Origin of the sequence: Teretinema zuelzerae (assembly GCF_021021555.1) — a bacterium.
Classification (GTDB): Bacteria; Spirochaetota; Spirochaetia; order Treponematales; family Treponemataceae; genus Teretinema; species Teretinema zuelzerae.
Window position 1 is genome coordinate 206283 of the sequence record NZ_JAINWA010000003.1, and the last position, 13488, is coordinate 219770.

The 13488-nt window shown below is 49.1% G+C and carries 9 protein-coding genes; all 9 read right to left on the reverse strand.

What is annotated here, in order from left to right; all coding sequences use genetic code 11:
* Window position 1 precedes the first annotated feature (1 nt).
* Window positions 2-784 (reverse strand): hemolysin family protein, encoded by a 783-nt coding sequence (locus tag K7J14_RS08250; RefSeq protein WP_230755195.1) that lies wholly within the window; start codon window positions 782-784, stop codon window positions 2-4.
* On the reverse strand, window positions 784-1254 hold the full coding sequence (gene ybeY / locus K7J14_RS08255) for an rRNA maturation RNase YbeY (RefSeq protein ID WP_230755197.1): 471 nt from the start codon (window positions 1252-1254) through the stop codon (window positions 784-786). Before ybeY ends, K7J14_RS08250 begins: the two co-directional genes overlap by 1 nt.
* A complete protein-coding gene (locus tag K7J14_RS08260) occupies window positions 1247-3508 on the reverse strand; it encodes an HD family phosphohydrolase (protein ID WP_230755199.1) in 2262 nt (753 codons plus the stop codon). Before K7J14_RS08260 ends, ybeY begins: the two co-directional genes overlap by 8 nt.
* A complete protein-coding gene (locus K7J14_RS08265) occupies window positions 3489-4424 on the reverse strand; it encodes a PhoH family protein (RefSeq protein ID WP_230755201.1) in 936 nt (311 codons plus the stop codon). Before K7J14_RS08265 ends, K7J14_RS08260 begins: the two co-directional genes overlap by 20 nt.
* Window positions 4425-4482: 58 nt before the next feature.
* Window positions 4483-7629, reverse strand: coding sequence for an LPS-assembly protein LptD (locus tag K7J14_RS08270; protein WP_230755203.1), 3147 nt, complete (start codon window positions 7627-7629; stop codon window positions 4483-4485).
* Window positions 7626-10493: an excinuclease ABC subunit UvrA gene (gene uvrA, locus K7J14_RS08275; RefSeq protein ID WP_230755205.1), complete on the reverse strand. Its 2868-nt coding sequence runs from the start codon at window positions 10491-10493 to the stop codon at window positions 7626-7628. The genes K7J14_RS08270 and uvrA overlap by 4 nt, the downstream gene beginning before the upstream one ends.
* 475 nt (window positions 10494-10968) lie before the next feature.
* Entirely contained in the window at window positions 10969-11310 is a 342-nt protein-coding gene (locus tag K7J14_RS08280; protein WP_230755207.1) for a hypothetical protein, read from the reverse strand.
* Window positions 11307-11747 carry a M15 family metallopeptidase gene (locus K7J14_RS08285; RefSeq protein ID WP_230755208.1) on the reverse strand — a complete coding sequence of 147 codons (441 nt, stop codon included), beginning with the start codon at window positions 11745-11747 and terminating at the stop codon, window positions 11307-11309. Before K7J14_RS08285 ends, K7J14_RS08280 begins: the two co-directional genes overlap by 4 nt.
* Window positions 11744-12484 (reverse strand): hypothetical protein, encoded by a 741-nt coding sequence (locus tag K7J14_RS08290; protein WP_230755209.1) that lies wholly within the window; start codon window positions 12482-12484, stop codon window positions 11744-11746. The genes K7J14_RS08285 and K7J14_RS08290 overlap by 4 nt, the downstream gene beginning before the upstream one ends.
* Window positions 12485-13488: the final 1004 nt, after the last annotated feature.

A 13488-nucleotide genomic window follows, 5' to 3' on the forward strand; every position in this document is an offset into this window, starting at 1 on the left:
ATCAACCTTCCTTTTGCTTCGCTATTTTCACCGTATTTATTCTATGTCCGTCCATATCCTGGATGACGAAATCGAAGTTCTTCCATGAAACCTTCTCGAATTTTACCGGGATTTTCCCGAACAGATCGAAAACGAAACCGCCGAGCGTGTCGAACTCGTTTTCAGGAAACTCCTCTCCGAGAATCGGAGACAATTCGTCGAGATTCATGCGGGCGTCGCACAGCCACGAGCCCTCGCCTATCGAAAGGATATCCTCGCGTTCGTTGTCGAATTCGTCCTGAATGTCTCCGACGATTTCTTCGATGATGTCCTCCATGCAGACTATGCCTGAAACGCCGCCGTACTCGTCGACGGCGATCGCGATATGGACATGCCGTCTTTTAAATTCCCGCAGAAGGGAGTCTATGCGTTTCGATTCGGGAACGAAAAAAGGCTTGCGTACAATTTTCTCAAGCTCGATCGGTTCCTTACGCGATGACAGCTTGATGAGATCTTTCACATAGAGCACGCCGATGACGTTGTCGATGGAATCCCTGTACACGGGGAATCTCGAATGGCCGCTCTCGGCTACTCGGGTCAACAGTTCGTCTCCCGAAGTTTCAAAGGGCAGAAAATCCACGTCGATTCTCGGAATCATTACTTCTTTGACAGACGTCTCCGATAGATCTACGATTCCCTTGATCATATCGCGTTTTTCTTCGTTTAAATTTTCGGCTATGCTTTCTTTGAGATCCAGCACCGGATCTGCATTCTTTTTGTTTTTAAAAAAAGCGCGAATGTCCATTACGATTCACCAACCAATGATATCGAAGAAAAACCGGAGAGCAGGTGCTCCTGGAATTGAAGCATTTCCTGTTCCGGAGAATTGTCCGCATGATCCATGCCGTCCAGGTGCAGAATGCCGTGGACGAGGAGCCGTTTGAGTTCGTCGTTCATCGACACGTTGAATTCCTCGCAATTCCGGGCAAGGGCGTCTACGCTGATCACGATGTCTCCGGCGTTGAACCAGGTAACCTCGTCGTCGTCGATGTACTCGTCTCCCTGTTCGAATGAAAGAACGTCCGTCGGACCTTCTATATCCCTGAAGCGCTTGTTGAGATCGGCGATAAAGGGGTCATGGCAGAACAATACCGACAACTCCCACTGATCGATATCGAGACGATTGAACACTTTCTGAATAAATGGTTCAACCCCGGTTATCCAAACAGGTTCAGCAAGCGCTTCGTCCGACGATACTTCGATCTTGTTACTCATTTCTTTTCCCTTTACCGATTAGGTCTTTTATCTTTTGTTCCTGGGCATCCGGATCTTTTTGGTTCGGATACTCGATTCTTGAATGATAATATCCGGCCAGAATATTCACAAATGTTCGCGTTATGATTCCGATGTCGCGGAATGTCAATTCAGAGGAATCCAATTGATGGGCGTTGATCTTCTGTGAAATTAGCTCTCCGATGAATTTCTCCAAACGCGGAACGGACGGCTTGTCCAATGTGCGGCACGCGGCTTCTACGACGTCCGCCAGCATGACGACGGCGGACTCCTTCGTTTTAGGAGGATTTCCGGGATACGTGAAATCTTCGGGATCGACTGAATCGTCAAGCTTCTTCGCTTCGTTATAAAAATAGGTGATCAGGCTGTTGCCGTGGTGTTCGGAGATAATATCGATGATTTCTCTGGGGAGCCGCAGCTGGCGCGCTTTTTCGATGCCCTGCTTCACATGGCTGCGGATGACTGTCGCCGATAGCCTCGGATTGATGTCCAGGTGCTTATTGTAATCCGTTTGATTTTCGACGAAATATTCGCTTTGATCCATTTTTCCGATGTCGTGATAATACGCCCCGACTCGCGCGATGAGGGGATCGGCGCCTATTTCGCGGCACGCGCTCTCTGCCAGAGTCGCTACCATGATGGAATGATTATACGTCCCGGAAACCGAGAGCAGCATTTTTTTCATGATGGGAGAATTAAGATCGGAAAACTCCATCAATCTGAAGCTGCTCGAAGTATTTAAAAGAGATTCGATGATCGGCAAAAAACCGAGCACGAATATGCCGCTCATGAATCCGTTTATCGAAGATCCGAATACCGGAGTCCACGCATCCCTCGATGAGGAGGGAAATACAACGCTTAAAAAGACAACAAGAAGAGGATTCAATACTGCGAGAATACAGGCAGATTTAACAAGATCGATGCGCTTTCCCGATACCCGCATCACCGCGATGCCGCTGATGCCAGAAAACAGGGAAAACAAGGCGGGAGCCAGAGTGAAATTCGAGGCGATCAAAGATCCGCACGCCAAAATCACGGAGAACAGCACGGCGACGCGCTGATTTATCAATATAGTCACCAGCATGGCGATCATGGCCGACGGAATGATCATAACCATATCCAGGGGAAGGGAGAAAAAGTGAATTCTCCCCGCGATGAGAACGATCAGATAATTGAGGGAAAAGAAGACGCATAAAAGAACTATCGTCCGGAACTCGGCCAACTCCTGGGGAAGCGCGGTGAAAAACATATAAAAGGACAAGAAAATAGTAAGAAGCAGAAACAGCAAGGAACCGCTGAATTGGCGTATATCTATGTATACGCCTGAATTAGCAAGCGCGTGAAGCTGGCGGAAGCTTTCATCAGTTATAATGAAACCCCTTTTGATTATTTTCTGGCCCTTTTGGAGAACAACCAGCACAGGCTGAACCTGGCGGATAGCGGCTTCCAGCTTAGCTTCGCTTTCGTCCGCCTGATACACCAGGTTTTCAGAGACGAAGGGTAAAAAGAGCGGCATAATCAAATCTGCCAGTTCAGTTTTTTTCTGCATGAGAGAAAGAGACTTCACGACATAGGACCGTAAACCGTCTCTGGTCAGCAAAGTCTTGATCGGCACTTCCTGCCGTTCGACACGGTCGTTTCGCGACCGAACGACCTCAACCTCAAGTTCGTTGAAACGCTCCATGCCCGCATCGGGAAAGGCCGTGACGCCCTCATTAACAAGCTGCTTAAAAAGACTTCGCGCAGTCAACAGCACGTCATCCCTGTTTTGAGCCGAGAACAGTTTTTTTGCCTCTTTCTGTTCAAGAATGCCGGGATATTCCTGTTGAAGATTCAGCATGAACTGATCAAATTGGCGGTACTCGTTGAACGATTGCGTTAAAAACAGAGCGAAGGATGAAAAATTATTCTGCATCGACGCGGAGAGCGCGTTGTCGTATCGGAAAACGGCAGTTATCAGTTTTTGCCTGGCTTCCCGGCGTATTCTGGTGGCGTTTTCGTCTACGAAGGATATTTCACGGGACGTGGTAACGTCTCGTTCTGCGACTTTACCTACCTCGAAATCCAGCAGATTCACCTGCCGGAAGCCGTTCATTTCCAGAAAGCTGAAATACGTCGCAAACGCCAATATCGCAAACACCGAAGAGAAGAGTATCAGCAACGCTAATTTCGCGCGTATCGTTTGCACTGCAAGAGAAATCAAATGTGCGAAAAGGCTATTTTTTTTCTTGTTCATATGCCTGTATTATTTTTTTGACCAAGGGATGGCGGATGACATCGCGATTCTCCATCTGAACTATACCAATCTCAGGTATATTTCGTAAAAGATCAAGGGCATGAGACAAACCCCCGCTCATTCTCCCGGGCAGATCGGTCTGGCTTGGATCTCCGGTTATTATCGCTCGGGATCCTTCCCCGAGCCGGGTTAAGAACATCTTCATTTGCTCAGGTGTAGCGTTCTGGGCTTCGTCCAGAATTACCACGCAATGATCCAGGGTTCTGCCGCGCATATACGCCAGGGGAGCCATCTCGATCATCCGCGAATCTTCCATTTTACGCAAAATTTCCGGCGGAAGAAGGGTCTCCATCGAATCGTACAGCGGTCGAAGATAGGGACTCAGCTTCTGCTCAAGGTCGCCGGGGAGAAAACCGAGGCTCTCGCCTGCTTCGACGACAGGCCTGGTCAGAACCATCTTCCTCGCCTGCCTCGACAAGACAAGACGAAGAGCTTCCGCTACCGCGATAAAGGTTTTTCCCGTTCCGGCTGGTCCAACCGCGAATACTATTTCGTTCCGTTGAAGCCGCTGAATCAATTCGGCCTGTTTTACGGTTTTAGGATAGACGCGTTTAATTCCATGGGGAATCTGGATGTACGCCTCCTCGGAAGGCGTTTCGTGCTCTAAGGACGATACGAGCGCCGCGATCATATCGGGACAGGGAGTTTCCGTGTATGACGAAATAAGCCTCTCGACGATAATCTGAAATTTCCTGCAAACGGACTCGTCAGATGAAGCGACGCTCAGTTCATTACCCCGAGAGACAACCGGCGCTCCAAGATAGTCTTCAATCGCGCGCAGATTGCCGTCGTTGACGCCGCACAATGAAAAAAGACGTTCCTGATCGCCTACGACAATCGTGTATCCAGTATCCAAATGAACCTCGTTTCAGAAGTGTACATAGAAGAACCGAGCACCGTCAAGGAGTCTTTCTTCATTCATCGGTTTCGTCCGTGGTATTCAAGGAAAACACCCCTTTTTCGGATGTCACCGTCGTTTTTATGTCGGATATGGGTTTCCACTGAACGACGAAGGTGATGATCGGGGTGAATTCGTATCGATAGCCGCCGTCGGTTTGAAGCTCAGGCTTGACGGACACCTTGAGATTCGCGGTCCAGTCATGAAGATAATGAGTCATTTCCATGCTCAGGCTCTTAAGTTTATAGCCGGTAGCTGTTCTATCCTGTTCGTTCCAGAAATTAAATGATTTGACTAGATCCGTAACCAAATTTGTTTCGCCCGGAAGCGGCGCGGGAAGATCCATCCAATCCTGAAAATAGCGCGCGATTTCCGAGTTTCTGCTGGTGGAACTGAACGACAAATCGAGGAATTCATATATTTTGAACGTAATAGTAGGGACGAAATCGAAGGAACTTTCCGTCAGTTTAAGAAGATTGAATTTGACGTTGGTGGATACCTTCGCCTGCAGAGATACCCGGTTTTTCCAAAGATTCAAGGACAGGGGTTTTGCGCTGTTCGTGTAGGAAAGCCCCGCCGCGGAAGGAAGAAATTCTTTTTCGTCAGCGCTCAGCTTCCATCCTGAACCGGCTACCAGCTCGTAGGGAACCGTATTCGTAAAAGTGTAAAACGCAGACGCGCCGTTCTTTGAAAGTGAAAAATGAAGCCGCGAGGGTTCGTCGCCTTGAAGGTCATAGGCATATTCCTGTCCGGCTTTTACTCCGAACGGCAGAGTCCAGGTTAAAGACGCTTTAAACGGATCCCACAACCAATCGTCTTCGTCGTCGACCGTCTTTTCATACAATTTCGAGCTGAACGACGCATTCAAAAAGGAAGTAGCGAAAGCCGCCGTGCCGGTCCAGGATTCGAGCAAAGGAGGGAGATTGCTGACCAAAGTGAATTTCTGATCATAGCCTCCGAGCTTCGCTCCGATGACCGCTGTGGCGGAATGAACATCGATGAAATCCTTCTCCCATTCAAGAGGCTTGGTTTCCCATTCAGGTTCATCGACCGTGCCGGTGAACTCGGATTTTATAAGATCGCCGGTAAAATTCCAGGCAAACGATACGGGCTTCAACACGGCATGCCTGTTAAGCGGAACGCACTTTACGGATGAGGAATTCTCGACAGTGTAGGTGCTTGCCTTATAATCGACAAGCTTAACCGTGTTTTTTTTCGCTTCGGTGTCGTACACTTCATCCGAAAGCCAGGGATGGTCCTGGCGAGTCCCGTTAAGGGAAACCGACGAAGAAACGTCTAAAAAGTTCTGATCGTAAGACCAAGCCCCCTTGAGAGCGCCGGTCGCCTTAGCCTGATAATAAATCGATGAGTACGTGTTCCATCCGATTTCATCGGGAGACTCCCAATCCGTCGGATTATACCTTATTTCCTGAACAACCGAAGGGTCGACATTCCAGGTCACAGACCACGCTGATTGCCCGGAAGACGAAGTAATCGCAGAAGTTCCTGTGGTGCCGGCGGCAGGAATGAATCTTTCCGCCTCGGTCTTGTCAGGCGCTTTCTGAGCGGAAAGCGTATCGTCAGGTTCTGCTGAACTGTCAGTGAAAGGATTCTCCAGCGAACCGATGTCCGGCTTCTCCTTCTCCGCCTCTTTTTTCTTTGGACTCCGGGTCTTTGAAGAAGAGATAAGAGTACCAGCTAAGGCCGCCTTGAATTCCGGCTTAATCATTTCAGGATAAAAGAATCTCCGCTCCGGAGAATACGACGATTCCGACCCGGTTATCGTCGCGTTCGGCTTTGAATTGAAAGAGAGAAGCCCGGAAAAAGAAGATATCGAAAAAGTCGTCAACCAGGGAGCCGCAAAACTCACATCAGGTTGAACCGACCCGTTCAGGTTCCAGGAAAACGAAGTTTCCTGGCTGATGGAAGATCCGGACGCAAGCTCCGCCTGATCCGTAAGCAGGGTGAACCAGTTCAAATCTTCGCTTCTATCGAGAAAGTCCTGTTTGAAAAAAGGATCCGATATCAGAGGCAGCGTTGCCGTGAGCCGAAACGGTTTTTTATCGAAAGTCAGGGATAGATTTGCCCGATACCTGAACGGCAATTCGTTCCCGAAAAACCATCCCGAATTCCAGTATTCAGTTCCTGTTGAATCGTACGTACTGTAAAACAAACCTGAAGACGGTGGGAACAGGGTTCTCGAAAATCCGGCATATCCGGAAAACGAAAGGCTTTTAATCAAACCGGTGCCGGAGAAGGATCCGTCGGCTCCGGTCATATATCCCAGTGATGAGTACGTATCGGCGACTATTTTGAAATAGTCCGACGAGGTCGACTTTGCGTCGGATTCAAGGTTTCGCAGAAACAACCCTTCGCGCTTCTGTTCTTTCAGCGTATCGCTTTGCAAAAAGTCCGAAAATGATGTTCCCGACGTTGTCGAACTCTTCGCCGCGATCGGTTTTCGTCCGTACAAATAGGTCGAAGTTTGAACAAAGTACCCCTCCCGGTTGCGGAAACCGAATACGGGATGAAAGATCATTTCGTCGGAGGGATAGTAAAATGCGGGGATGTAGAAAACAGGCAAGGGGCCGATGAAGAAAATGCCGTTCAATATGGCGATCTCGTTTCCCGGCAAGAGCCAGATGCGCGACGCGTTTATTGACCAATGCGGATTGTCTGCGTCGCAGGTCGTCAGAACGCCGTTCTTAAACGCCATCGTCGTGCTCGAGTCGCGACCGGAAATTTCTGCCTGTATGATGTACGGATCGGATTTAGCCTTTCCGGTCTCCTGGGTCACCGCGCCTGAAAGGAAAACGCCTTCCTGTTTTTTTATATCGAAACGGAGCGCCTGACCCTTGAATTTCTGAGAGCCTGATTTTCCGGTTGTATGTTCGTAGGTGACGTTGCCGCGCGCTTCAAGCATGTCTTTGTTTTTATCGTAGGTGACTTCGTCGGCGCCGATCTTGGAAACAGAGGTTCCCTCGGTAACGACAATCTTGACGTCTCCCCTAAACCGGATGAGCTCGCGGTCTTTCGACGAGCCGTCTTGAGAATCTGAAATATATTCCGTAGATCTTGCGGATTCGATCGTAACGGTGCGGTCGGCCGCCGAAACGGCGGAAGCGCAGACGACCGCAAGCGCCAGGATAATGCGGAGCTTCATCCCATGCGGTCCAAAAGCTCTTTTATATAGTATCCGGTGTACGACTCTGAACAATCCGCTAATTCTTCGGGGGTTCCCTCGGCGATTATCGTGCCGCCTCGTATTCCCCCTTCAGGACCGAGGTCTATGAGACGGTCGGCCTGCAGTATCACATCAAGATTGTGCTCGATCATCAGAACCGTGTTTCCCTGGTCCACCAGGCGCTGAATGACGACCATAAGCTGCATGACATCGGCGAAATGAAGTCCGGTAGTCGGCTCGTCGAGAATGTACAGCGTTTTTCCGGTGGATCTGCGCGCAAGTTCGTTTGCGAGCTTCACCCGCTGAGCTTCGCCGCCCGAGAGGGTTAAGGCGGACTGTCCGAGGCGGACATAGCCGAGCCCGACGGACAGAAGAGTTTCGAGCTTGCGGGCGATATGGGGTATGGGAGCGAAAAACTCCGCGGCTTCCTCGATGGTCATTTCAAGGACGTCCGAGATGTTCTTTCCTTTATATCTCACTTCCAGGGTTTCCCTGTTGAACCTTTTTCCCCCGCATACATCGCAGGCTACGTATACGTCCGGAAGAAAATTCATTTCTATCGTCAACGTACCGTCGCCCTGGCAGTTTTCGCACCTTCCGCCCTTCACATTAAATGAAAATCTTCCGGCCTTGTACCCGCGCTGTTTTGCGTCCGGAAGGCTTGCGAATAGATCGCGAATTCCGGTGAAGACGCCGACATACGTCGCGGGATTGGATCGGGGCGTTCTTCCGATGGGGCTTTGATCGATGTTGATAACCTTATCTAGCTGATCCAGGCCTTCAATCGAGGCGTAGGCTCCTTCGGCATGGGAAGACCGCATTACCCGGTTCGATATCGCCGGATACAGAACGTCAGATAGCAGCGTCGACTTGCCCGAGCCGGAAACTCCCGTTATGCAGGTGAAGGTTCCCAGAGGAATACGGACATCGATGTTTTTCAAATTATGTTCGGTTGCGCCGACGAGTGAAATAAAATGTCCGTTGCCGGTTCGGCGGTTTTTCGGGATCTCCATCTTCAACGTTCCGGCGAGATACTGCCCGGTAAGGCTTTCCTTAACCTTCATGACTTCTTCGGGCGTCCCTTGAGCTACGATATAGCCGCCGTGTACGCCGGCACCGGGCCCGAGATCCACCACATGATCCGCCGTTCTGAGAGTCTGTTCGTCGTGTTCGACTACTATGAGGGTGTTTCCAAGATCGCGGAGATACAACAGAGTGTCGATCAGGCGCTGATTATCGCGCTGATGTAGTCCGATGGAAGGTTCGTCGAGAATGTACAGAACCCCTATCAAACTCGATCCGATCTGAGTCGCAAGCCGTATGCGCTGGGCTTCGCCGCCCGAGAGCGTAGCCGCTTTCCGTTCCAACGAAAGATAGTCGAGCCCGACGTTTTTCATGAACTCGAGGCGCGAAGTAATTTCTTTTAAAATTTGGGAAGCTATTTGCGATTCGGTTTCTGTAAGGGCCAGTCGTTCGAAGAAAACGAGCGAGTCGGCAACGGAAAGAGCGGAAAGATCGTGGATGTTCTTGTCTCCGACGGTAACAGCAAGCACTTCCGGCTTAAGCCTCATTCCATGGCACAGCTCGCACTCGCGATTGGACATGTATTTCTCGTAATTCTCGCGTTGCGACTGGGAAAAAGTTTCGGTGTAGCGCCGCTTGAGATCGGCCATGATTCCAGGCCATGGACGATGATAATTAAAATGCCCTGTCCCTTCCCTGTTCTTATAGACGAAGTCTATGGATTCTTCGCCAGTTCCATGCAACAAAATGTTGTATATTTTTTTAGATAAATCGCAAATCGGAGTGGAAAGAGAAAACGAATATTTCTTGGCAAGAGCTTCGAACTGGCTGCGGTTCCAGGCGCTTTCGGGATTATACGGGAGTATTCCGCCTTCGTTAAAAGACAAATTAGGATCGGGTATGATCAAGTCCGGGTCGAATTCCTGCTTCGCCCCCAGACCGGTGCATTCGGGACAGGCGCCGAACGGATTGTTGAACGAAAACAAACGCGGCTGCAATTCCGGTATCGATATTCCGCAATCGGGACAGGCGTTTTTCTGGGAAAACAGAGTCTCGGAATCAGGCCCCTCTTTGTTTTGTCTGGTAACGAGAATTATGCCGCCCGAACTCGACAACGCAGTCTCGACGGATTCTGCGATTCTTTTTTGCGATTCCTTCGATACGACGATGCGGTCGACAACGACTTCTATCGTGTGTTTTTTTTGCTTGTCGAGTTTAATATCGTCTTCCAGGCTTACGAGAAGGCCGTCGATTCTCGCGCGCACGAAACCGGCTTTTTTCGCGTCTGCGATGACTTTTTGATGCTCACCCTTTTTCGCCTTGATTATCGGCGCGAGAATCTGGATTTTCGATCCTTCGTCCCATCCCACGATGGTGTTGACTATTTGATCAACCGACTGTTCCCTGATTTCGTTTCCGCACTGGGGACAATGAACATGGCCGACGCGGGCAAATAAAAGCCGGTAATAGTCGTATATCTCGGTAACGGTGCCTACGGTGGACCGCGGATTATTGTGGGTGGTTTTCTGCTCGATGGATATAGCCGGGGACAAGCCTTCAATGTAATCGATGTCCGGCTTGTCCATCCTGCCGAGAAATTGCCTGGCGTAGGATGAAAGGGATTCTACATAGCGCCTCTGGCCTTCGGCGAATATTGTGTCGAATGCCAAGGAACTTTTTCCGGATCCGGACAATCCTGAAATGACAATTAGGGCGTCGCGCGGAAGTTCTATATCGATGTTTTTTAAATTATGTTCTCGAGCGCCCTTCACGAAAATACGATCATGTCCGCGAGGGCTTTTTGCTTGAAGTTGCTTCATGAAATTGATAATACCTCTTGTTCGTCCCGCGGTCAATTATCAGGGATGAGGACAAAAAAAAGACCACGTAAATACGTGGTCTTTTGGGCGCTGAGGGGATCGAACCCCCGACATTCTGGGTGTAAACTCATTCCCGCCTTGCGACATAGGCTTATTACCAGTAAATAGAATAGTATAATATAGAAGAATAAATCAATACCTGTAAATGAAATATTTATATTGTGGCACAATTTTGACACACAAGACATTCTGGTAAGTGAGACAGCCGGCACAAAGGCGTTTTTAGTGTGCCAGAATTGTGCCAAAAAAAAGGAGAAATCCGGCCAACCTTATGCCGAATTTCTCCCTATTCCTTCCTTGGTTCTCCACCTAATGAGGCCTCTTTCTTAACAAAATTAAGGTTATTATAACAAAGGCAGCGGTGCTAACGATCGAGAAAAGTATATTTCGCTGCACTTTGCACCTGGCTAATTCATTATTGATTCGCCCTATTTCTCCTTCTTTCTGTGAGAGGACCCGGGACTGGCCGATCGCGTATACTTCGAAGGATTTCCGTAAACTCGTCGTTGTCGTCCGTTCCGTCCTCAATTGAGAGTTCAAGAGTTGCGAGTCCTTGTTCAAGGATTCTGCTTTCATCCTCAATTCTTGAACCTGTGATTCCCAATTCTGCCTGTTGCTCTGAGAGGTCTCCCAGAGCTTCTCTAGTCGGTCCAGTTCGTTCGAGTTCGCCAGAAACCACGCTTCCGGGTGTACGGCACCCAAAAAGAGAAAGAACAAGAATATAAAGGCAGATGTTTTTTGCTTCATAGGTTTTCATGATCCCAACTGATAATGAGGGTAATCCGGATAATCTTTCCAATCACCTCCCCAGGCAAATCCGCGCGCTTTGAAAACATTCGCGATTACTTGCCATCGGGGATCTGTTGCAGGTGGCCAAACAGCCCGCCCGCCTTCAAGCGGCACAACGTCAAGGGCCTTCCCGCTTTGGTGCCGGCTTCGGTTCTGGATACCATCAGCGTTGGTAACGGTATATCGATTTTCCTTTTCCGGAAGAGTCCCGAGACCGGCGATAGCCCGCAGCCTGTTTACCTCGGCCAAATCCTTTCGCCCTTGAGCAAAAAGAGCCTGCTGCTCTTCAGTTGTTCTCAAGGTCGAAACAACCGATACCCGGACCCCAAGCCTCCTCAGTTCGGCAAGGGCTTCTTCCGCCCGGCTTCTGGCCGGTTCTTTCAGATCGGATAATGCGCGGCTCATACGGGACCGCCTTCAAGGGACAAGAGATACCCTTCGTTCTTCAAGATAGGGTCATCAACAGACGTCTTCCGAAATTCGGGCAGGATGAACCGGTCGCGGGATGCCTTGTAGAGAAATATTTTCTCCCTTGTTCTGGTACAGATTACGTCTCTCGTTTTATTTGCCCAAGTGTACAAAATGATACTAATTCCTTGGGATATGATATCCCAGGAGGGGTACCCTTCCCCGCAGGTTGTTTTATGGGTCGCCGTCAGAAATACGGCATACTCCTTCTGAATGTCATGAAGAACATCTGCGAGATACCCAGCAATTTCATTAAAGGAAAGCTTCTCCCGCATGTGATTTTCATCGATTCGTTGAAACAACTCGCCCTTAATGAAATTCTCCACCTGGACGGCCGGAAACTCGCATTTAACATATTGGGTAAAGACGCGGTAAATATCGTCGCTCAAGGAGCGGACGATCCGGCGCATGTCTGCTTTTACTTTATCGTCGATGATGTTCGATTCGCGGAAAAGCGACTTCCTGATTTCTTCATCGTGTGCGCGTGCGGCTTCTTTTTCGTCGAGCTCTTTTTTTAACGAATTGAGTTTTTTATCAACCGTATCGCCAATAGAAACGCTTTTGTCTCCGGCGCCGAGCTTAAGGCCGCGGAACCATACAAGCACAAAAAGCAGAATCAATCCCATCCCGATCACCAGCCAGCCGGCGGTCGGGATGTATTGTACTCTCTCCATTTAAATCCCCCTGACACTATAGTCAGGTTAGGATTTTATGCTTGATAAATTATGAACTCTACCTGTAATGATCCAGATAAGGTAGTTCCTGATCCACTTGTTATAACCAAGAAAGAGCCATTACCGTTATGAACAAACTCAAGCTGTGTAGAAGTAACACGATGAAGTCTAGCTATTTCATTATGTAGATACCTTCCGTCACAACCAATACTGGTTCCAACTGCTGGGTTTAAATAAGGGCTCAATGCCGTATATACTGCTGCCTGTGTCGTTCCGGGGGCGAAGTATTTATAGAGCTTCGGAGCAACATCGGCCACGTTGGCATATGAAGGGAAATACCGTCCATCCCAGAGTTTGTTAAGTTCTCCTCTGGTGGCATCGTACACCTTTCCTACGACGCCGCCACCGGCTTCAAGGGGATCGGAGCGGATTAATATACCGGAACCTGGGCTAATATATCCGCCAGCAATAAACACTCCATTATCATCGGTTGCGACGCATGAAAAGTCACCGACTGCTCCAAATGGTTGCTGTATATTCTCTTCACTAAAATCTTTGCCGGTTGTCGAAAAGGCAATCTTTCCGCTTCCACCAACGGCGACCCATTTTCCACTTCCATAGACAACATCCAGTATTGTATTTGTCCCAAATGAACTTGATCCTAGCGTAAAAGATGTTCCGGTTGTAGAATATGCAACCTTGCCTTGCCATCCAACGGCGACCCACATTCCGTTCCCGTAAGCAACACCTTCAATAATGCTGACACCGAATGGACTACTTCCAAGGGAGAAAGATGTGCCATTGGTTGAATAGGATATAATTCCACTATTTCCAACGGCTACCCATGTTTCATTTCCATAAGCAACATCAAGTATAGCATTAGATCCGAATGGACTACTTCCAAGAGTAAAGGAGGTTCCATTGGTTGAATATGCAATCTTTCCAACATTACCACCAGCGACCCACATTCCATTTCCGTAGGAAATTGCCCATATGATTGTTGA

Excerpts from the sequence above, each read along its gene's own strand:
- K7J14_RS08250 (WP_230755195.1), bottom strand. The coding sequence starts at position 784 with ATGGACATTCGCGCTTTTTTTAAAAACAAAAAGAATGCAGATCCGGTG.
- ybeY (WP_230755197.1), bottom strand. The coding sequence starts at position 1,254 with ATGAGTAACAAGATCGAAGTATCGTCGGACGAAGCGCTTGCTGAACCT.
- K7J14_RS08260 (WP_230755199.1), bottom strand. The coding sequence starts at position 3,508 with ATGAACAAGAAAAAAAATAGCCTTTTCGCACATTTGATTTCTCTTGCA.
- K7J14_RS08270 (WP_230755203.1), bottom strand. The coding sequence starts at position 7,629 with ATGAAGCTCCGCATTATCCTGGCGCTTGCGGTCGTCTGCGCTTCCGCC.
- uvrA (WP_230755205.1), bottom strand. The coding sequence starts at position 10,493 with ATGAAGCAACTTCAAGCAAAAAGCCCTCGCGGACATGATCGTATTTTC.
- K7J14_RS08280 (WP_230755207.1), bottom strand. The coding sequence starts at position 11,310 with ATGAAAACCTATGAAGCAAAAAACATCTGCCTTTATATTCTTGTTCTT.
- K7J14_RS08285 (WP_230755208.1), bottom strand. The coding sequence starts at position 11,747 with ATGAGCCGCGCATTATCCGATCTGAAAGAACCGGCCAGAAGCCGGGCG.
- K7J14_RS08290 (WP_230755209.1), bottom strand. The coding sequence starts at position 12,484 with ATGGAGAGAGTACAATACATCCCGACCGCCGGCTGGCTGGTGATCGGG.